This window comes from Shewanella sp. 10N.261.52.F9 (assembly GCF_041471165.1).
GTDB lineage: Bacteria > Pseudomonadota > Gammaproteobacteria > Enterobacterales > Shewanellaceae > Shewanella > Shewanella marinintestina.
Genome location: NZ_JBFRNX010000013.1, coordinates 365,326 through 386,583, shown reverse-complemented (window position 1 = coordinate 386,583; position 21,258 = coordinate 365,326). Strand labels below are relative to the sequence as shown.

Below are 21,258 nucleotides of genomic sequence, written 5' to 3'. Positions count from 1 at the left end.
TATACAATCAGTCTTTTTGACTAGCTTCTAATGGCTCCGCCTCATTTTTATGGTTAATGGCATCAGGGTTGTCTGGCGCATTACCACTCGGAGTCAGTAGCTCTTTAACCAAGTGTTCAACTAAACCCGCACCGGCAGCTTCATAGAGGTTGTAAACGCTATGTACCCCTGATTCACTGAGGGACTGAGCATCTTCTTTATACTTTACAATTGCGCTTAACTTGCCTTGATAATCAAGTAGTTTCAGCTGTTCTACCGCAAATTGATTACCCACGTGATGAGGCATGGTGAGTAACACGAGTTCTAAGTTAGGTGCTCTATCTAATTTTTCCCAAAAGTCAGTATCCGAGGCGTCGCCTTGTACAACATTACGTCCCTCGTTGATATGAAAATCCACTAACTCTTGTTTATGCTCAATGCCTAAGATCTCGCCGTCGTAACGAGCTCGAAGTTCATCGTAGGCGCCTGAACCGATACGACCCATACCTAAAATTAAGAAGCGCGGATTACCGACTGGAATAGGTCTGTCTTCAGGGTGAAGAGGGTGTTTTTCAAGCCGCTTAAGCCGACTTTGATACTTTTGATAAAGTCGTCCTGATGCGGTGTTTAACGGCGCTGCAAACAAAAAGCTAAAGCTTAAGGCTACGGCTAAAATTACCATCCATTGCGGTGGTAGCCAGCCTTTTGATGTCGCTACTGCAGCCACAATTAAACCAAATTCACTGTAGTTTCCTAAAGAAAAGGAGCTCAGTAACGCCGTACGTGAACGCAATTTAAAGTGGGTTAACAAGTACATAAATAAGATGAGCTTAATCGGCACAACCAGCACTAAAATCGCCGCGACACCAATATCGGAAAATGTGGGTAAACCATTGAGACCAACAGTTAAGAAGAAGGCGACCAGAAATAGCTCTTTGAAGTAAAACAGTGACTTAGCAAGTTCTGATGATTTAGGGTGACCAGCCAGCAAAATACCGATAATCAAAGCGCCCAAATCGGGCTTTAAGCCTACGAGTTCAAATAAGCCTGCGCCCATAACAAGCGCCATGACCAAGCCAAATAGCACCAATAATTCGCCATGACCTACGCGATCAAAAGCTTTGTAGATTAATGGTTTTGCAAGCGGTAGCAGCAATAGGCACAGTGCCCAGTAAGACGGGACGTCGCCCTTTGATATTGTTAAGAATGCAACAGCGAAGATATCTTGCATAATCAAGATACCAATGGCTACGCGGCCGTAAAGTGACTGCATATCACCTTTATCTTCGAGAATTTTTACAGCAAAAATGGTACTTGAAAAACTCAATGCAAATGCGAGTAATGCTAATTGGTTAAGCTCTAGCCCGGTTAGCTGCTCTAAACCGAGTAAGCCAAGCAACTTCAGTAGCGGAATAAAGAACAGCATAGAGCCGAGTAAATGTAAACTCGAACCAGCCCAAACCTCTGCTTTAAATAAACTGCGTAGATCGAGTTTTAGACCGATGGCAAACAGCAATAAGGTCACACCTAGGTTGGCAAGTTGTTCCAGCATTGGCAAGCTGGACTCGTCGATACCAAATAGAAACAGCACAAATCCCGCAACTAAATAGCCAATTAATGGGGGCAGTCCCACACGGTTAACTAACATGCCGCAGGCTAAGGTGATAATGAGTATGGCGGGTTCCATGATGCTCCTTTTTAAATATGGAATGATGCACCATTGTATAAGAAATTTATGAAGTTGAGCTGAAAAATGTGAACAAAAGTGATGTTTGTTAACGCTTTTTATTGAAGTACTATCTAGATACAAAAAAGCCCCTGTTCATTTAATGAACCGGGGCTTTTAATACTTTATTCAGTGATAAGTCGTCATCAGCTGAGTAACGGCATAAGTGCTATTTCGCTAATGCTTGTTTAACCACAGTTATTTCACTAGGTGATCTAAGTGCTCTGCAAATGCTTTTGGTCGCATAAAGCCTGTAACCCGCAGGTCGTCACGAATCACGCCGTTTTCGTCAAACATTAACAAAGTAGGTAAACCGAGTATGTCGTAGTACTCCAGCAGCTCAATATCAACCGCATCGTTTTTGGTGACATCAGCTTGTAGTAATACCATTTGATCCATGCGTTCGATGACGAGTGGATCTTTAAATGTGATCGCTTCAAACTCTTTACAGGCGACGCACCAGTCAGCATAGAAATCGACCATTACCGTCTTGCCTTGTGCTGTCGCAGCTGCAACTTCAGTATGCAGGTCGAGAAGTGACTTAATACGGATAAAACCATGATTTTCAGCAGTGCTATTAGTGGCTACATTGGTGTGAGTATTAAAGCCAAGCTTGGTCATGACCGCTTGCATACCGTAAGAGAAACTACCCAGTAACGCTAACATCAGTAGTACTGAACGCACGGTTTGCTTCCAGTTAAATTCGCTGAGTTTGTTTTGGTGCATCAAGTAACCGACTAAAGTAATAGCCCAGATTGACCATAACAGATCTGAGATAAAGTCTGGCCAAATTCGGCCTATCATCACGATTGATACCGCAATCAGTAGGAAGCCGAAAATAGTCTTGATGATATCCATCCAACTACCTGCTCTTGGCAACAACTTACCGCCTGAAGTGCCGATAATTAGTAACGGTAGGCCCATACCCATACTCAGTACGTACAGTGCTAGAAAGCCTTGCAATAGATCACCGGTTTGCGCCACATAAATCAGTGCGCCTGATAGGGGAGCTGTGGTGCAAGGCGAGGCAACTAAGCCTGAAATTATCCCCATTACGAATACACCAATCACGTTGCCGCCTTTTTGGTTATTCGAAAATGCATTCATCTTTTCTTGCCACTTCGATGGCAGTTTAAGATCGTATAGGCCAAACATCGATAAGCTAAGCACAAAGAACAGTATTGCTAGGCCGATAAGCACAGCAGGGTGTTGCAAGGCTGCTTGATATTTCATCCCCGCAGAGGCAACGATTAAACCTACTAGAGAGTAGGTAATTGCCATACCTTGAACGTATACCATTGAAAGCGTAAATGCTTTAGCGGTAGACAGCTTTTCCCCTTGGCCGACAATAATGCCAGACAAGATAGGGTACATAGGGAATACACAAGGTGTTAAGGCAAGGCCAATACCTAAACCGAAGAATATTACCAAGGTCCAAATCAGGCTATCGCCCGATAACATGGCACTTAAGCTGTCTTGTTGAGTAATTGGGGCGCTGTTTTCTGTCGCTGCAGTCGCTGTATTGTCAGTAGCAAGAGCCGTATCAGCTTGAGGAAGTGTGCCGTCATTGGCTGCAACAGCGGTTAACTCCGCTGTGCGTTTGGTCGGTGGAAAGCAGAGTTTGCCTTCAGCACAACCCATAAAAGTGACATTTAAGCTGGCACCAGTAGCTGCTTGTTTAATTGCAACAGGAATATCAACATAAGAATAATAGACTTGTTGCTCGCCAAAATACTCATCATTGTGCATTTTACCTTGAGGTAGGGCTATTTCACCCAGCACGGCGCCGTCACTCGTTTCGAATTTCAGTTTGTCGCGGTACATGTAGTAACCGTCGGCAATGACCCAGCTTATTTTGACTTGTTCGCCTTGCTGTTTAAAATCGAAAACAAAGGCTTGATCAACCGGCATGAGCTCGGGCTCACCCTTTAAAAAGTCAAACTTATTACTGCTGAAAATCCCCTCTGCATGGACCAAAGGAGTTAATAGCAATAACGAGGCTAAAAACAGGTTAATGATTCTTTTCATGGCTGTGTAGTTTCTTTTATCCAATCAAAATAGGCTGGCAGTCCTTGGGTAATAGGGACCGCAATTAGCTCGGGTACATCATAAGGATGCAGCGTAGAGAGTGTGTGCTCTATGGCACTGTAATGCTGCGCTAAGCATTTAATTTGCAAATTAAACTCTTGCTCTTCACACAACTCATCTTGCCACTCATATACGGACGTAATCGCTTGTGAGATCTGTACGCAGGCGGCAAGTTTGTTTTTGACCAGCTCCCGGGCAAGATTTTTAGCATGCTCGGCGCTAGGGCATGTTGTGATAACTAACAAAAATTGGTTTTGCATTTAAACTATTTCTATTGTCCAACAGATTAAAATTGTATTAAGCCAAATAAGTTACAATGGCTGATAATAAAGCTAATTGTTACTTTACGTGTTTTAACTTAGCCTTGCATTAAGGCATTGCTAAAATAGTGATGCCAGTAGTTTTTGCTTACAATTACTGGGTTAAAGGGCACGTTTGAGGCAATTATTTTTGTTAATTAACTCAGCCCATCAAGCTACGGCTTGAAAATAGACCGAGTAACCCCAATTTAGTTTTCATCACCAGCAAAAAATGTGAGGTCAGTGTGTTTTTTATTTTGTTATTAATATTTGTTGTCGTTCCTGTGATGGAACTATCAGTACTGATCCGCGTGGGCGAAGTACTCGGTAGTTGGACAACTGTTGCATTGGTGATTTTTACGGCTGTAGTCGGGGTTTCGCTAGTGCGTAGCCAAGGTGTTAGTACGTTAATGCAGGTTCAGCAAAAATTGGCTCGTGGTGAGGCGCCAGGACAAGAAATTGTTGAAGGCATGATGTTAGCGGTTGCTGGGCTTTTATTGCTTATACCAGGCTTTGTGACTGACTTTATTGGCCTAGTATTATTAACGCCATTTACACGTATTCCCGTAGCGAAGTTTTTCTACCAACGTATGCAGCTAAAAGTGCAAGCTAATGGTGGTTTCCAGTCAGGGTTTGGCGCGGGCTTTGGCCCAGGAATGGGATCGCAAGGACAAAACCCATTTGGTCAGGGAGGTCAGTCGCCATTTGATCAAGGTAATACCTTTGATGGTGATTTTGAGCGTAAAGACGACCCAAGTGATAAACGCCCTGAGAGTCATCAAGTAAAAGGGACAACCTTTGAAGGTGAAAAGGCTAGTGATGACAATGATAAAGCTGCTGACGATAAACAACCAAAACCTTAACACTTTATCTGGCCGTGATCTTGTCCGGTTTTTCATGTTCTAATTGCTTAGGATTGCGCGGATAAAAGCGGTCTGCTCTGCGCTCTATTAGGTTAAATTTTCGGGTGTTTTTATAGGGGAGTTTCATAAAACCCGAGACTCCTTTACCTTGGATCTTATCGACATGAGATAAGATCCTGTCAAGACTGGCCCTAAAGGCTGCCTGTTTTCTGGGGTTGAGCAATCGTAAATAGCTGTGGATCTTCATGTGATTAGGCAGGACCTCAAAGATAATGCAACCGGTGTGGTGAATTTGGTTTATCCAGCCAAGCTCAGTCATAATTTCTTTGGGGAGCTCTAAATTCTCTTCTGGATCTCGACCATCTTCAAAGTAAGAATGTAAGCGCGATTTATCTTCCAATGACGGCACGTCCCCGACCTCAAAAGGCAGTTGTTGATCACTGCCACAAACAAAGGGCTGTGAGCTGTTTGTTCTTTCAATATGCAACGTGTCGCGTGCATTAAAGAAACAAGCCTTAAACACACCAATACGACGGATCCCACGTGCTAAGGTCACCATGTTATTAACGGCAATTGTAATAGCGTGCTTTTGTTCAGCCTTGTAAATCGCTAGGTTAGAATCAATAAATACACCCGTTTCGCGCCAGTGAATTGCTAGCCCGCCGACAATGGCATATTGACTTAGGCGGCCCACCGCAGCAATAAAACCTTTTTCTGTATCCCCCATGCCAGCCATAAAGTTGCGGTAGTATTTTTCTAATTGCAGATCGTCCATTTTGGCAATGGGGTCATCGCTATTGTGTTCTTTTAAGAAAGCTTTACGCGAGCTATAGCTAACGGTTTCGACCTCTTTATCTCGTGGCAGGTTCCATATTGGTATTTCAGGTATGAGCGGGCTATGGTTGACTTCAGGTAGATGCAATCTATGGCTGTGGGCCATACTTTTTAAAAAGTAGTCACCCGCTTTTTTTCGTTGTGCAGGATCTTCACTGAGCATGGCATCTAAGGTGCGTGCAAGTTCAACTGGTAAGCCTATGCTGGTGGGAGGAATAACTTTACTGCCAAAACGGCTAGCTTGCCCTGAAGCTAGAGCATATAAGGTTGCGGCAACGCCTTGTTCATCAAATCGTGGACTAGACAGCGCACCATTGAGTTGCTCATCACCGATAAAATAAACATCCCCCATGCGTGCGTTGGTATGTTGATGATCGCTCGACATTAAGTCCATCACGCTGCCATTAACCGGATTACCTTCAATGTCTCGCTGAGCAAATACTGCTGAGCCCCAGTCAATTAATGACAGGTGACCTGTATTAATGTCGTAGACTAAATTAGAGGGTTTTATATCACCGTGGATAAGCGGACGGCCATTATGAAGGTACTGCAAAACTGCGGCGAGCTGTCGGGCAATATTCATCACCATTGCTACGGGGAGAGCACCAACTCTAACGCACAGCTGTTCTAGATCTTCCCCTGGCGCTCTAGCCATCACTAAAATCCCTTGCTTACCGACGTGTTCAAACTTAATCACTGGTGGCACATTGGGGTGGATTACTTGCGATAGCATAAAGGCTTCTTCTTCGAGCCTATCTTGAATATGCTGCGGTAAGGTTAGACGGGAAAATTTAAACACATGAGCATCACCTTGCTGATTGATGCCTGCAAATACAAACCCGTATGCACCTTTACCCACTAGTTCTATATCCGTATAACCAAGCCGGCCAAGTTGTTGCTTACACAGACGGATCCAAGCTTTGTGTTTACGTGCATCATTAGCACCCAGTAGATAGATAGATTGCTCTTCTGAGATGTAAAAATGCTGCAGTTCAGGTGTTTGCAATAGAGTCCCCTTCTTTATTTAATTCCATTAAATCAATTAGAGATAATAAAGTCCAAGCAGATTGACTGGATGGTGCTTGTTCGAGGGCATAAAAATACGATTTTGGTGACACCTAACTAATATTTTTGGATTAGATATTGATGCATATCAAATCTACCAGAATAAGACAAAGGTAATCTTAAACGCAGTGCTAGTATAAATGGTATAAGCCAAAGAAAAGGCTTAGATATCAACCCGAGGTGGCTTTATGTCAGGACTAGATAAATCCGAACTAATAAAATTACTTGAGTATCCAAGACGGCGTATTTTGCAGTCGATGGAATTAAATTATTGTCCGCATGCAGGTTTTTTTAACCCAACGGATATGGAGTGCATTAATTGCCATCAAGGCATGGAGTGTACTTGGATGAACCATAACGATGAAACCATTGCCGTTGAAAGAAAGTCTGTAGAGGACTTGAGACAGCAATTATTGGTCGCGGTTGATTTTATTGATTCAAGTTTAACGCCGCATCATCTATCTCGACGTAATTGTGAATGTGAAAACTGCATCTGGCTTAGAAAGGTCCAACAAACACTGAATATTTAGATTTACTGATTCTGAGTACTCAAAATGAGTAAACAGATGAAAGCACCTATCCTTTAAAGACTTGGTTAGCGGGTTGCTACGGTTATTCATTAGATTATTCTTTTGCTTATGGTTAGCTCTGTCTATACAGTAATGTCCATAGCGGTATGCCAAGTCTTGAAGTATCACTTGTTTAGGAGTGAGGCTTCACTCTCTTCCCAGTTCCCTTCAAGCGCACAGTCATACCTAATTTAGCTAAGTTTTTTCGTTAGGACTTCGATTATGCAACCAAGTTTTTGGCATGAAAAGTGGGATGCCCAGCAGATAGGCTTTCATTTAGATGCAGTTAATCCGTTATTAGTTAAGTTTTGGTCACAATTAGGTCTTAACCCCACTCGCAAGGTGTTGGTACCTTTATGTGGTAAATCATTGGATATGTGTTTTCTCGCAGAGCAAGGCCATGATGTTGTTGGTTGCGAGCTAAATGAGCTAGCTGTAAAGCAGTTTTACCAAGAAAACGGCTTACCCCTAGAAGTTAGTCAAGTTGGCGAACACCAAAAGTTCTCAACTGAGCAGGTTACTATTTATCAAGGCGATATTTTCACTCTTGATGCGCTAACATTACCAAATATTGAAGCTTTCTATGATCGCGCCGCATTGATTGCTTGGCCTGAAGATATGCGTATTGCTTACGCTAAACAGCTGGCTAAGCTTATTCCGGCTAACAGTGTAGGTTTACTTATTATTTTAGATTACCCACAAGCAGAATTAAATGGTCCGCCGTTTGCTGTATCTGATGATTGGATTAATGCAAATCTTAGCGATGATTTTGAGATTGAATGCTTAGCAAGCGAGGATGTACTTAGTGATAATCCGCGCTTTGTTAAAAAGCAGGTGTCTTGGTTAACTGAAAGTGTGTACAAGTTAACCCGTAAAGTCTAGTTAAGCCGCTAAAAGTGAACTATCGAAAATAGCCAATAGCGAAAACAAAAAAGCGACCCTAGGGTCGCTTTTTTATAGCTTTAAATCACAGAGTCTACAGACTCAATTGATTAGAAGTTGTAACGCATACCGATAGTGAATACGTTATCGTCTTCTAGGTCTTTCTTGCCTGAACCGATCTTGTAATCACCTGTATACATAGCGTAGTGGCCATATACCATAGTTGATTTAGAGATCTTGTAGTCAGCACCAATAGTGATGTTTTGTACGTTTACATCGTTAACTGTTTTAAGGAAACCATTAGTTTCGTTAACGTCAGTTGTATCTTTATTATCTGGGTTTAAGTAAGCGAATGAGTTAGAGAAGTACTTGCTTAGACCTGACTCGTCAACACCGTATTGGACTTTCAAGTTAACACCGTTTAGGTTGTAAACTGCGTTTACAAAGTAAGTGTTACCTTCTAGGTTGTCATACTTGTTGCTTTCAGTGTTCTGGAAGAAACCACCTACTTTAAAGTCACCAAATTTAGCTTGAGCTACAGCGCGGTATGCATCAATGTTTGAAATGCCTTTGTTGTAAGCTGCTGCGAAGTAGTAGTTTTGTGCTTTGAACTTCTTGTCACCAAGTGTTGCGCTTAATGCGTACTGAGCATCAGAGTCTGAACCAGCACCTTGGTTGTTGTCAGTCATTAAGTAAGTCGCATTCAATGTAACTAGGTCAGCGATTTTTGGAGAGTAGTACCAGATACCATCTGCAGCACGAGTTTGACCAGCAACTAGGCGGTCGATATCGGCGTTAGTGTTACCGAATGCATCGATGCCACCTTCAGCTTGCTTGAATACTGTGTCGTTACGACCAACAAGTACTGTACCTGCTTGAGACTTAAGACCTAGGAAAGTGTTACGCGCTTTAAATACGTCACCTTCGCTTGAAGTGTTTTCTACTTGGAATTCCATCTGGTAGATAACGTCGATGTTGCTAGTTAGGCTTTCGCTGCCTTTAACACCGATGTGAGAGAAGTTGTTTTCTAAGTATGTGCCGCTTTCACCAATGTTTACGCCGTTGGTGCCACCTTGAAGAGTTGTGCCTTGATCTGAGTTAGTAACAGCTAGATCTAGACGACCGTAAAAGCTTGGACCATCGGCTAGCGCGCCGAAAGAAGCTAGGGTTAAAACTGATGCCACTGACGCAGAGATTAGTGTCTTTTTCATTTCATTTGCTCCCAGAACCTAAGTTCCTATTCGTTTCTTATGGTTTTTTACATAAACTTTTGTTTTTGTTACTTGCATCCAAGCTCATAACAATTGTGGGGCTAAATATTACAGTTTTATGGCATTAAGATTGTGGACTAGATCATGTTTTCGGGGTTCAAGGCCTTTATTGATACTTTTTTGTGACGATTGGGGAACTTTGACTGATTAATTGGGAATATCTGTAAAAATAAACACTTAAGACTATCTCTAAAGTAGTATTTATGCGGCTTGTAAATATAATAGCTTTTACTTTTTAAGGACTTACTAAGGTTGTGTAAATGTTGATTTTTGGTTTGAATGTGTGTAGATAAATTGACCAGTAAGCGATTGGGCCGGAAAAAGCCTAATAACCAGTATAAATGTTACTTTTTTGTTGTAGACCCTTTGTTTATCTAGACTTGCTAAAGGTGCTTAAAAAATAGGCATTAAAAAGGCAGCCTTAGCTGCCTTTGTTTTTTATATGCAAAATTCGAACTGCACAAACTGTGCAGGTTTACCTGTCAATCAACTTAGAAATCGAAACGCATACCAACAGTGAAGATGTCATCGCTTAGATCTTGTGTAACACCAGTTAGCTTAATGTCACCGTCGTACTTCGTGTAGTGACCATATACTAAAGTATTTTTACTTAAGCGGTAATCAGCGCCTAAGCTGAATTGCTGTAGATCAACGTCGCTAACAGTTTCTAGACCACCATTTACGTCGCCAACATAACGGCTAACGTATTTACCTAAACCAGAATCATCGCTACCGTACATAGCTTTAAGTTTTAGGTTACCCATAACATATGCCGCGTTTACGAAGTAAGTGTCACCTTCTAGATTGGCGTACTTGCTATCAACGTGTTCACTGTTTTGGTAGAAACCACCTAAGATTACTTGGCCGAGTTTAACTTGAGCAACACCACGGTAAGCTTTTACGTTATCAATGCTGTCGTTGTAAGCTGCAGACACATAGTAGTTCTGTGCTTTAAGTGCTTTATCACCAATAGTTGCACTAAGTGCATACATATTGTCAGCGTCGATGACTTCATCGCCTACTTTTTGCGCGTAGTTGTCGTCCATCAAATAAGTCGCATTTAGTGTGACTAGGTCAGCGATCTTTGGCGAGTAATATGTGAAGCCGTCAGCGCTACGAGACTGGCCAGCAGCTAAAAGATCGATATCTGAGTTAGAGTTACCGAAAAGGTCAAAACCACCTTCAGCAGCTTTAAATACAGTGTCATTACGACCAACAAGAATAGTACCGGCAGTAGCTGATTTAAGACCTAAGAAAGTGTTACGTGCAGAGAAAGTGTTACCTGAGTTATCGAAGTTGCTAACGCCAAACTCCATTTGGTAAACCACTTCAAGATCGTTATTGATCGCTTCAGTACCTTTAACGCCTAACCATGAGAAGTTGTTCTCAATGATGGTGCCAGATTTTTGATTTTGAGTTGCAATACCCATATCAGAGTTTGTAATTGCAAGATCAGCACGACCATAGAAATTTGGGCCATCAGCTAATGCTGTAAAAGAAGTGGCGGCTAGTGCAGAAACAATCGTGGCAGACAGAACAGTTTTTTTCATTTTCATCTTCCTGTAGCGAATCGCTATTTATAGTTGCAGGCTATCAATATTTGTTAGCCCGGATTTATAGGCCAACAAGCTGAAGCTGTATTTGTCGGGCGAGATTTTTGCACGGAAACATAAAAGTCGTTAGTGATCTAGATCATGATTAGCAGATCTTTCGTGATGAAAGTCATTGGTATTTACCGCTTTTAAACAATGACTTAAAATAAATGCAACGCGAAAAACAAGTCAGGTGTCTAGTTGCTGGCATGGTTACCAATCATTCACAAATGTGTGTTTTGTCGGATGATTTATTTTAGAGTTTTGCACAGGTTTAAGATAAAATAGTTACATATCGAGCTTATAACTTTGTCTGTTTTTTCCTACATTGAGTATCACTTTGAATAATCACACTTTATCTGACGCTTACTTAAATCGTTTCGCTGGTATCGGCCGTTTATATGGCCAACAAGCTCTTAGCTACTTTGCTTCAGCCCATGTGGTGGTGGTTGGTATTGGTGGAGTAGGGACTTGGGTAGCAGAGTCTTTAGTAAGAAGTGGGATTGGGCAGATCACTTTAATCGACCTCGATGATATATGTGTAACTAACACCAACAGACAAGCCCACGCGTTAAAAGACACCATAGGTGAGTCTAAAGTTGAAGTTATGGCTGAGCGCTTAAAGCAGATTAATCCAGAATGTATCGTCAATGAAATAGAAGACTTTATTACTCCTGAAAACCTATCAGAGTATTTTCAAGGTAAAAAAGCGGGCGGCAATATCGATTATGTTGTTGATTGTATTGATGCTGTAAAAGCGAAAACAGCACTAATTGCTTGGTGTAAGCGTCAAAAAATGCCAATCGTAACCGTTGGTGGTGCTGGCGGACAGATGGATCCTACTCAAGTGCAGGTTACAGATTTAGCTAAAACCTACCAAGATCCGCTATTAGCTAAGGTGCGTAACATGCTTAGGCGTGAATATAACTTTTCTAAGAATGTAGCACGTCGTTTTTCTATTGAAGCGGTGTTCTCTACTGAACAATTAGTATACCCACAAGCTGATGGTAGCGTTTGCAGCACTAAGGCCACTGCTGAAGGCAGCATGCGTATGGACTGCGCTTCAGGATTTGGCGCTGTGACAGTCGTTACAGGTACATTTGGTTTTGTTGCGACTAGCCGTGTATTAACCAAATTGGCCGCTAAGGCGAACGCTAAGTAGTTTTGCATTGATGTGGTTAAAAATAGCGCTATAGTGGCGCTTTTTTTATACCTAATATTTGATTTATGCCCGTTAAATTAGCGTTTTAGCTATATGTGAAATTATTAATTGGAAGATGATGTATTGGCATCATTATTGCTTTTAATTGACTAGGAACAGATTTCTGACACTGGGTACATTGGGTATGCAAAACGTAGCTTTTAAATTGTCTTCTTTTAAAATGATGTCGGCTAAAAAATTCTTCTTCACAGCAATGCTGTGGCAAGCATTGGCATGTGGCGCTTTATTGTTTGCCCCAGAAGCTTTGCTTACGTCATTAAGTTTGCATGATTTTTCACAACAATATGCACACTTTATCGGACTAGGGCTGATTATTGGCGCTGCTTATTTATTAACACAAATTTTAAGCTATTTCCTAGATGAAGCTATTAGTTACTTAAGCGACAAGCGTTCAGTGGAGATCATCGAAGAGAAAGTCAAATTATTGGATCCAACTGAAAGAGCATTATTAAGAGAGTTTTTCTTACAAGGCGAAACGATTTTGACCTTGCCTGAACAAGAACCCGCTGTGAATAGCTTATTAAAAGCTGGCATTTTGGAATGTTTAGGTAATCAGAAAAATTATGCAATTCAAGCTTCTACTGCAGATTTCAAGATATCAATGCGTGCCCGTACACATTTGAACCGCCAAGTTCTGCGTTTTCCTGTGGGAGAACCAAGTGCTGAAGAGATGAAAAACTTAATTAAAGCACGTCCACATTTTGTGAACAGTTTTGCCGCTCCACGCAAGCAAGCTGCGTAATGGGCTTATTGGATACTTAGCTTTAAGTGGTGTAGCTCTTAAATTTACGGACAAAAAAATGGGGGCAATAAGCCCCCTGCATTAGAAAGAACAACTCAGTGTTAATTCTCGGGATCCGCAGACTTGGTATAGAACATCCACATCAGATATGAAATGATGCCAATAGTACTAAAGATAACAATCATTGATAGCAATCCAATTGGGTTGCCAAACATCAAATCTAACCAGAATGCCATTTGCGAAATCCTCTTTCTTTTTAATTCCTAGTAACAATACCCGTGTACAGTCGGTTGTTTTTTGATCTGAGTCAAAAACGAACTCGGTTATTAATTAATTGGGCGTTTGTTGTTAATGAATATGGTGTAGATCACGTTTTGCTAATTTTTGATGTCTATAACGATTAATCCAAATCTAAGCAATTTGCACGGATAGTAAGCGCTTCCTGACTGTTGAGCCTGAAAAATGCTCAGTTGATACAAAACTCAATTCAAAGTACTTGCCATTCGTTTCTCTGTAGGTATAATTCCGTTCACTTACTGAGGTCGAGAAGATTTAAGTAAGTGTTATTGATAATGCCTGAGTGGTGGAATTGGTAGACACGTCGGATTCAAAATCCGATTTCGAAAGAAGTGACGGTTCAAGTCCGTCCTCAGGTACCATTATCAACAAAGCAACCTGCCATCGAGCAGGTTTTTTTATGCCTGAAATTTGGCTATTTTAGCAACCTAGTTAAGTATCCTTCTACCAATCCCCACATTTGCTTTAGCGATATTAGCGAGTAAACCTTGCCAAATTATAATTAGTCGAAGCAGTTATGTTACCGCAAAAGGATAAATAGACTTAAGTCATCTTCTGCCACAGTGACGCAGTAATATTGTGCGACATTGATGTCGTGTTGATAATTGGTATTAAGCGTATCTAAAACTGACTAGCAATAAATTGCCAGTCAGTTATTGGTTAGCAAACTAAGGGCTAGAACCGATAGTTAGTCATCACTCCAAAGAAATGGATTGCTGCAGAGTAGTCTCCTCTGAGTGTTGAGTTCGCTAACTGAAATTCAATACTCGGCGTTCCAACATCAAGATACTCATAGTAAATGTTCATACGCCAGCTCTGGTTGATGTCGTATGTTGCACCTATGGCATACTTCCAAAGCTCGCCGGTGGGGACATCGGGATACTGCATCGTAGGGTCATCTTGTGGTGATGACTCGTAAGATACACCGCCTTCTAGTCGCCATTTCTCATTGAGTCGGTAATAACCGCCTAAGCTTGCTGTTGCTGTGTCATCCCACAGTCTTTGGATCTCGATAACTCGCTGATCCAGCGCAATATTGGTGGTCTCAATAGTGCTAAATTGTGTCCAACCTAAGCTCCATAGCAAAGCGGCTTTGTCGGTGACATTGTGGTAACCACTTAAAGATGCATTGGCTGGCATAATAATACCAACCGAGGAGTCGAGCCCTTGATGAGCTATGGTTAAATTGCCATCCATATTGTGTTCTATTTCAGAACGATATGAAAAACCGAGTCGGTGATTATCGCTAAACTCATAGAAGGCACTGAGTGTATAACCAAAGTCGAGATCACTGCCAGTCGCTTCGGTTTGAAACTTGTCTGTTCCTGCAAAGTTTTGCTCTAGTTTACCGTATTCAGCCACAAGCCCCACACCCAGTGATAATTGCTCATTAACCTTGTAAGCAACACTTGGGTTTAGCTGTGTGGTGATGAGTTTGGCATCTTGTAATAACAGCGCGCCTGAAAAGTCAGCACCGTAATCAATTACTGAGCCACCGGTAGATACTAACGCGATACCTGCGCTCCACTGCTCATTAATTGGCGCGACATAATACATGGCTCCTGCAGGCATTGCGGTTCCTGCTTGAGTTGTTGCCTCTCCACCAGAAAATATGCCATCGGATCCCGTGTCTGTGTACTGAATATCTGACGCCATACCTTGTAGGTTAAATGCCAAGGTAGGTTCTGTGAGCTTTGTCATTGCCGCAGAGTTTGCAAAAGCGGTTTCAGCGCCTTCTGCCAGTGCTTGAGCGCCTGCGCCCGCAGTACTGACATTAACCCCACCGAGCTCAGGGAACATGTAAGCGCCAGCCATTGCATTGTGGGAGACCAACAGTGAGAGTACTAACGGTACGGTGATTCTGGTATTCATAAATAACCTTAATAAATAGTCAGCAAATTTGAGGAGACTCGCCTCGGGATAGAGGCGAGTGAGCCAGTTACATTGCGTTCAAGTAAGACTTGTAAGAGTGAAGACGCACGGTTGCTGCACCAATGACATCAATGAAGCTAAAAAATGGATGTGGTTTATTAGCTGCAATCCAAGCTGAACCCGTAGCACCAATAGGAATAACCTTGCCATCTGGCTCAAAAATTTCGAGGATCACAGTACGACCATGACTACTGGTATTCGCGCCAACATGTTGCCTAACGCTTTGCGGACCTTGAATTGGTGAAATCGACGACTCGCCTGTGCCTGCGGTAAAACTGTGGACGCGAGCGCGAAATATTTCACCTGGATAAGCATCGACATAAAACTCTGCAAATTGGCCTTTTTCAACGTAGCGAAAAGTTTGATCGGGTATACGCATTTCAAGAAACTTTTTGCCAGTGTTGTAAATATGCATATTACCGACGCGGCTACCATCAGCGACGTTTACTACCGCAACTTGACCATCAAATTGGGCACGCACTGTTTTGCGACTTTGCTCAAAGTGGGTTTTATCTAAATCAGCGTGAAGCGAGATGAGCGTCGCCTCGGCAATACGCAGTTGCGACTGGTAATACTCAACATCACGTTTTTTGAATATCTCTGGCGATGTTTTTGTGCGCTCTAAATCCCTAATAAATTGAGCAATAGCTTCTTCTTGAGTAACGATTGAAGACTTTATTTTCGCAACTTCTGCGCTAGATTTAGTGTCGACAAGAGAGTAAATAATATCGCCTTGTTTGACGATTTGATTATGCACAACATGGACCTCATCGATTTCCTCTCCAAATAAAGGTGACATCACGGAATGTGGAGCCTTAATGGTTGAGGAATACGTCAAATCAACGGGAGCCCAAAGGCGGGAAAGTACCCCTAATATCACCAGAATAAATACCCCGCCAGATACAATCCAAAAGCCGTTGCGTAAGGTCCACTTGACGACGCCTGTCGAAACGAGGATCCACATAATTAAGATGTAAGGGATCATGACTTCTTTCATAGTGTTATTCCTCTACCTTGTGAAGTTTATTGCTGCTAGTTTTTAAGTCATTGCTTTTATTACGGCTATTTCTTATTACGCCGCTTAGCGCTTCGCCAATTTGCGACCAGTTAGCAAACGCGATGATGATGGCTAACACCCACCAGGCTTTATGAATAAATAGGCCACACAATGACAGTGCAAACACCAATTGAACGTGAGAGCTGCGCTTTTTTTCTGCTCGGTGAACAGCAACTTCATGCAGTGACCAAAGTAGGTATAAGACAAAGACCACAAGAGCAATAGTTACTGAGAATAGGTAGCCGCTGAAATACTCAGAGTTAAAGATCACCATCATGGTGTCGTTTGGAGTATTGGTAAAAAGGCTCATATCGATATCTTTAGAGTTAATGAGTCCCATCGGCGCGAGTAGATAAGCACCGCAGAGCATCAATGCCATAAAAGACAGGAATTTGATAAGTACCAATAAGATGGTAGCGATTTTGGATAAAATGGTTTTAATAAGGTTCATAAGATTCCTTAGCAAATGCAATATGCATTAATTAACGCGAGTCGATGAAAATAGAGTTGCTAACCAGCGTTCGAGCATTGCTATGTCTTGGGCTTGTCCATTGATGCGCACTAAACCGAGTGTCTTTGCATCTGTCCAACTAAGCTGTTTAATGGCTAACGCTTCAAGCACGTCTAATTCAGCTATCAATAAAAGCTCTGCAGACGAAGGTCGTGTTTCTCGGTCTTGTAATTTGGCTTGTTCAGCAAACAATACGTTGCTGTAATGGCCTTTTACCGGTTGAAATAGACTAAAAGGTATTTGTTGACCATTGTCTGTTAGTGCATTGATGAAATGGTCTGCCATGACGTTTTCAGGACGGGTTGAGTGGCTGAGCATACCGTTTTGTCTTTGGTTTACGGTGCGTTCAAATACAGGGAGCGATCCGGGCTCCGTAATAAGGAATAAACCTGTATTTTGATGCACTCCGCATGCATTGGCGAAAAACGGCAGCAAGCATATAAGCATTAGTAATAGACGAGACATAGTGACCACCTAAAACGGAGGGGCTAAGTAGCCCCTCGGGTTAACGTATTATCGAACGATTAGTTTCAACTCTTCAGGCGTCATCGGCTTGTCGAAGTAGCTCATGAATAACCCAAAGGCTTGTATGTCACCATTAGCAAAGTTGAATTTGCCTGAGCTCAAGTTCTTACCAATCACCTGCTGCGACTTAGGGCCAGCAATCAGGATTTGGTTTAACACTTCACGAGTGGTTTCAATCTGCACATCTGCGCCGGTATAAGGCGTTGTATGTAGCTGAGCGATACCATTACGGATCTCGATAGTCATCGACTCATTGGTGTCGGCAAAGTTGTAGGTCATTGCCATTTCAACATCGAGCGTTTTCTCTGCAATTAACGTTGCCGTCATCATGTCGAAAATTTGTTCGCTAGGCAGCGCGGTTAATACATCGACGGAAGCGAAGCTAATCATGTTAGAAAAGTCGCGTGTGCCTTCTAACTCTGCAGCGGCATTAAGTGCCCAGTTACGCCAGTTGATGTTCACTTGATCCGCAGCCCATGTTTTGTAGGCTTTAGCTTTCAATTCGCGTGCTTCAGTATCTTGTTTATTGATGGTGATGGGGTACGACAAGATCTCTGCTGCAAAGGTGTAGTTTTCAGCGTCAATTGCCGCTTTTGCCGTTGTGATGATGTTGTCTCGGCCACCCATTAGCTCAACAAATGCCTTGGCGCGTTGCTGGTATGCCATTGGCTCTAGCTGCCATGGGTCGGCTTCAAAGAACCCTACATAGCCAACATAAATCTGGCGTACTGCATGAGCAACTGTGCCATAGTGCTCGCCTAACCAAGGGTGCTCTGCTAGATGCTTAGGCAGTTTCACGACTTCAACTAACTCGTCCGGTGTCATGCCTTTATTCATGTAACGAATAGATTGGTCATGGGTAAACTGAATGGCGTCACGGTATGCTGTTAATACATTGGCTACCGCAGCTTTACCTTCTACTGGTCGGCCGTGAGAGTTGATCATCACTTCGGTATCAAATTGGCGCATCACATCTATGCCTTTGAACCACATAGCAGGGTCGCGAAACTTGGTGCCACGAATAGTGTGCAAGTTTGGAAAGTTCTCACCTTGTAATACTTCAGCTGCGTGCAGGATTTTTTGCTTAGGTAAGTAAACCACGACCTCATCTTTTGTCTCTGAAGGCACATTGACGATTTGCAGTTCCACACCAGCAATGGTGATGTCTAATCGATCTTTAAGGGTCACGTTTGGCTCTATGAAAGAGATATCACCCTGCATGAAGCGAGGCCCTAAACCATCATTCACCGTGCCATGTTCACCTTCTTCCACATGTTTTGCGCCAGTGTAAGAGGTACGGTGGCCAAATAGTGTGCCTAGATTAGATGACCAGTTAGCCACAGCTGCGGTTAGTCCTTCTTGAGCAATGATTTTGACGTCACCTGATGCCACTTCTTCATCGGTGACCCATGCTCGAACGCCTGAAATATGGTCAATGTGATTATGAGAGTAAATAATGGCTTTCACTGGCTTGTCGGTGATTTTTCTAAACTGCGCTTTTACAGACGCTGCCATTTGAACTGATTCACCTGGGTCGACGATAATAATGCCATCATCACCCTCGATCATAACCGGGGTATCTAGACCAAAACCGTAGCCTAGGTATACGTTATCATCGACTTGGACAATGGCTTGGTCCATCTTACGACCATGCTTTGTCAGTGCGTCATGAACAAGGGGAGAATCTTCTACGTAAGCAAGAGTATCGCCTGTTTTTGAAAGCACCTTGATGCGCTCGCCTTTACCCCAGAATAGGTTTGATTCATGTTCAAACAATACGCCATTGTTATAGCGCTTTTCGAAGTCAATATTTTGATAGTGAGCCGCTGAGCTTGTTTGCAGCGATTGACCGTTAGTTGATGTCGCTTCAGTTGTTGGGGTCGCAAATGATGCTGATACAGGAACTAAAGCAGCACTTATCGCGACAGAAAGTAAAAGTTTTTTCAGTGAAGAAGTCATGTAATACCTCAGTGTTTTGAATTGATGTGAATTTCTTTTACTTAATGTTAATTGGGGAGTAGTCTTCGATATATAGGCTATTACGATTTCGTAATATCGAAATTACGATGTATTGGCTAACCCCTAGCTAAACTCAAGATCTTGGACTGCAGATGAAAAACGATATTCCAAACTTCAATTTGCTCGCGGTGTTTTCTCAGGTCATGGAAGATGGCAGTTTGAGTAAAGCGGCAGAAAACCTGAACACCAATCAGTCGACAGTCAGCACTATGTTAAGCAGGTTGAAGGAGGAGATTGGTCAAGATCTTTTTATTCGGAAAGGGCGTGGGGTAGTCCCGACCAGTTACTCAATTAGCTTATATCAACAGATCCAAGCACCGATAAATCAGCTTAATGGTGTTTTCACGTCTTTTGGGAAGTTCGATTCATCCAGTTCTCACCGTAGGTTTGTGATAACCGCCCCAGAGCATTTACAAGGTGTGTTGTTAAAGCAGTTTTCGTTAATTGAGAATAAAGAAATATCGTTAGAAGTTTTTGATCAAATGGATAACGACGAAGGGTTTTATGAAGTGTTACTGCAGCAAAAATTTGACCTGATGATTGATATTTTACCGTTTGACCACCCCAATATTGAAAGCCTAAAACTGTTTGATAGTGAGTTTGTGGTGATCTGCAGTGAGGAACACCCAAGAATACAAGGGAGCATTACAGTGGAGCAGTACATGCAGGAGTCCCATGCTATTTTGGAAAGAACCCGCAACCACCTCTACAGTTTGAGCCACTATACAAACTTGGATTTGTCTAAGCGTAAGGTGGCTTATCATGGACGCTCATTATTCAGTAACTTATTGGTTGTTAGCCAGTCTGATTATATCAGCGCGGTTCCGCTGTCGTTAGCGCTGCAGTTCAAAGAACAGTTAAAGCTGCAGGTGTTTCGGCCTCCCTTTGAATATAAAAAAGTCACTAACTACCTTATATGGCTGAAAAAACTCAATCAGGATCCCGCCCACACTTGGCTGCGTGAAGAGCTATTGAGCATATCTAATAAGATCACTAACTACTTGCAAGACAACTTGCCAGAGTAAGCCAATGTGCTGATTGACACTGAACGTATTGGCTTTTGAGTGAGTACTGATGATTAATAATAGAGATTGAAAATAAAGTATAGAAATCGTGGGAAGGTATGCTCTTGCATTAATTAGTAATTAATGAGGCAGTTTTTATGCTTGAAATTGAGGTTTTGAGGGAAATCTCGAGTATTCTCGTGTGTTCGATATTTATAGACTAGGCATTTCTGCCTAGTCTCGGGATGACAGTTGACTCGTTATACTGACCATTCAAATGGGTCGTGATTGGCTAAGACTTTAGCGTAGCTTGGTTTGATGCTTTCCGTTGAGAAGTAATGCCCGATACCATTATCTCCTTGCTGGTAGCCAATATCGGCAAACTCTGCGATAGCTATGAACTGCTGAGGCAGAGTTTTTAGATCCGCTTGTGCTAGGTTGTAAGGTGCGTGGATAAAGTTATCCTCCGGTACTAACTCCCCTAGAGCAGAGTAACGTCTTATATATTCTGCCATAGTTGCATTAAGTTTATCTTCGTTGACACCTAACCACTGCTGCGCATAGCTATTAACTATGTACCTATCGGAATAAAAATAGCTATCGAGCTCCCCCTGTATAAGCAGAATATCTTGGTATTTTTCATCTTCAATTAGTTGCTGGTACTCTGTATTTACATCACTTATTTCAAGCTCCAACCCTGCAATGGCAATCAATTGATTGGCCGTCGCGAGACGGCCGTGTTGACTCAATAGGCGGATAAAATCGACTAAAGATTCCATAG

The 21,258-nt window shown here is 42.4% G+C and carries 19 protein-coding genes and 1 tRNA gene; 7 read left to right on the top strand and 13 right to left on the bottom strand.

What is annotated here, in order from left to right:
• Positions 1–7: 7 nt before the first annotated feature.
• From AB4298_RS10685 to cutA, 3 genes are all read right to left on the bottom strand, one after another.
• Positions 8–1,666: a cation:proton antiporter domain-containing protein gene (locus AB4298_RS10685; RefSeq protein ID WP_371986688.1), complete on the bottom strand. Its 1,659-nt coding sequence runs from the start codon at positions 1,664–1,666 to the stop codon at positions 8–10.
• Between the two features lie 237 nt (positions 1,667–1,903).
• Positions 1,904–3,733 carry a protein-disulfide reductase DsbD gene (locus AB4298_RS10680; RefSeq protein ID WP_371986687.1) on the bottom strand — a complete coding sequence of 610 codons (1,830 nt, stop codon included), beginning with the start codon at positions 3,731–3,733 and terminating at the stop codon, positions 1,904–1,906.
• On the bottom strand, positions 3,730–4,053 hold the full coding sequence (gene cutA / locus AB4298_RS10675; RefSeq protein WP_371986686.1) for a divalent-cation tolerance protein CutA: 324 nt from the start codon (positions 4,051–4,053) through the stop codon (positions 3,730–3,732). Before cutA ends, AB4298_RS10680 begins: the two co-directional genes overlap by 4 nt.
• 284 nt (positions 4,054–4,337) lie before the next feature.
• Between cutA and AB4298_RS10670 the strand changes: the two genes are divergently transcribed.
• Positions 4,338–4,955 carry an FxsA family protein gene (locus tag AB4298_RS10670; RefSeq protein WP_371986684.1) on the top strand — a complete coding sequence of 206 codons (618 nt, stop codon included), beginning with the start codon at positions 4,338–4,340 and terminating at the stop codon, positions 4,953–4,955.
• Positions 4,956–4,959: 4 nt separating this feature from the next.
• Here AB4298_RS10670 and AB4298_RS10665 read toward each other — a convergent pair whose 3' ends face one another.
• The gene (locus tag AB4298_RS10665) at positions 4,960–6,795 is read right to left on the bottom strand and encodes a protein kinase domain-containing protein (protein ID WP_371986683.1); all 1,836 of its coding nucleotides are present in this window, start codon (positions 6,793–6,795) and stop codon (positions 4,960–4,962) included.
• Positions 6,796–7,042: 247 nt separating this feature from the next.
• Between AB4298_RS10665 and AB4298_RS10660 the strand changes: the two genes are divergently transcribed.
• Both AB4298_RS10660 and AB4298_RS10655 read left to right on the top strand, forming a co-directional pair.
• Positions 7,043–7,384: a hypothetical protein gene (locus AB4298_RS10660; protein WP_371986682.1), complete on the top strand. Its 342-nt coding sequence runs from the start codon at positions 7,043–7,045 to the stop codon at positions 7,382–7,384.
• 261 nt (positions 7,385–7,645) lie between these two features.
• Complete coding sequence (locus tag AB4298_RS10655; protein WP_371986681.1) at positions 7,646–8,305, top strand: thiopurine S-methyltransferase; 660 nt, start codon at positions 7,646–7,648, stop codon at positions 8,303–8,305.
• A gap of 110 nt (positions 8,306–8,415) precedes the next feature.
• On the opposite strand, the gene AB4298_RS10650 is transcribed toward AB4298_RS10655, so the two are convergent.
• Both AB4298_RS10650 and AB4298_RS10645 read right to left on the bottom strand, forming a co-directional pair.
• Positions 8,416–9,516: a porin gene (locus AB4298_RS10650; RefSeq protein WP_371986680.1), complete on the bottom strand. Its 1,101-nt coding sequence runs from the start codon at positions 9,514–9,516 to the stop codon at positions 8,416–8,418.
• Between the two features lie 551 nt (positions 9,517–10,067).
• Positions 10,068–11,126, bottom strand: coding sequence for a porin (locus AB4298_RS10645; protein WP_248998150.1), 1,059 nt, complete (start codon positions 11,124–11,126; stop codon positions 10,068–10,070).
• Between the two features lie 382 nt (positions 11,127–11,508).
• Between AB4298_RS10645 and tcdA the strand changes: the two genes are divergently transcribed.
• Positions 11,509–12,330: a tRNA cyclic N6-threonylcarbamoyladenosine(37) synthase TcdA gene (tcdA, locus tag AB4298_RS10640; RefSeq protein WP_371986679.1), complete on the top strand. Its 822-nt coding sequence runs from the start codon at positions 11,509–11,511 to the stop codon at positions 12,328–12,330.
• Positions 12,331–12,514: 184 nt separating this feature from the next.
• Positions 12,515–13,132 (top strand): superinfection exclusion B family protein, encoded by a 618-nt coding sequence (locus AB4298_RS10635; protein ID WP_248998152.1) that lies wholly within the window; start codon positions 12,515–12,517, stop codon positions 13,130–13,132.
• 101 nt (positions 13,133–13,233) lie between these two features.
• Here AB4298_RS10635 and AB4298_RS10630 read toward each other — a convergent pair whose 3' ends face one another.
• Positions 13,234–13,368 carry a DUF3149 domain-containing protein gene (locus AB4298_RS10630; protein WP_012153859.1) on the bottom strand — a complete coding sequence of 45 codons (135 nt, stop codon included), beginning with the start codon at positions 13,366–13,368 and terminating at the stop codon, positions 13,234–13,236.
• Between the two features lie 338 nt (positions 13,369–13,706).
• Between AB4298_RS10630 and AB4298_RS10625 the strand changes: the two genes are divergently transcribed.
• Positions 13,707–13,791 (top strand) — tRNA-Leu (locus AB4298_RS10625).
• A 313-nt stretch (positions 13,792–14,104) separates the two neighbouring features.
• Here the strand turns inward: AB4298_RS10625 and AB4298_RS10620 are convergent.
• The 5 genes from AB4298_RS10620 to AB4298_RS10600 form a co-directional block, all read right to left on the bottom strand.
• Positions 14,105–15,301: an OmpP1/FadL family transporter gene (locus tag AB4298_RS10620; RefSeq protein WP_371986678.1), complete on the bottom strand. Its 1,197-nt coding sequence runs from the start codon at positions 15,299–15,301 to the stop codon at positions 14,105–14,107.
• A gap of 67 nt (positions 15,302–15,368) precedes the next feature.
• A complete protein-coding gene (locus tag AB4298_RS10615) occupies positions 15,369–16,358 on the bottom strand; it encodes an efflux RND transporter periplasmic adaptor subunit (RefSeq protein ID WP_371986677.1) in 990 nt (329 codons plus the stop codon).
• Between the two features lie 4 nt (positions 16,359–16,362).
• Complete coding sequence (locus AB4298_RS10610) at positions 16,363–16,869, bottom strand: magnesium transporter (protein WP_371986676.1); 507 nt, start codon at positions 16,867–16,869, stop codon at positions 16,363–16,365.
• 27 nt (positions 16,870–16,896) lie between these two features.
• On the bottom strand, positions 16,897–17,394 hold the full coding sequence (locus tag AB4298_RS10605) for a hypothetical protein (protein ID WP_371986675.1): 498 nt from the start codon (positions 17,392–17,394) through the stop codon (positions 16,897–16,899).
• A gap of 48 nt (positions 17,395–17,442) precedes the next feature.
• Positions 17,443–19,413: an alkyl sulfatase dimerization domain-containing protein gene (locus tag AB4298_RS10600; RefSeq protein WP_371986673.1), complete on the bottom strand. Its 1,971-nt coding sequence runs from the start codon at positions 19,411–19,413 to the stop codon at positions 17,443–17,445.
• Positions 19,414–19,565: 152 nt separating this feature from the next.
• Here AB4298_RS10600 and AB4298_RS10595 point away from each other — a divergent pair, with 152 nt between their 5' ends.
• Positions 19,566–20,498 (top strand): LysR family transcriptional regulator, encoded by a 933-nt coding sequence (locus AB4298_RS10595; protein ID WP_371986672.1) that lies wholly within the window; start codon positions 19,566–19,568, stop codon positions 20,496–20,498.
• 239 nt (positions 20,499–20,737) lie between these two features.
• Here AB4298_RS10595 and AB4298_RS10590 read toward each other — a convergent pair whose 3' ends face one another.
• On the bottom strand, positions 20,738–21,256 hold the full coding sequence (locus AB4298_RS10590) for a YdhW C-terminal domain-containing protein (protein ID WP_248998159.1): 519 nt from the start codon (positions 21,254–21,256) through the stop codon (positions 20,738–20,740).
• Positions 21,257–21,258 lie beyond the last annotated feature (2 nt).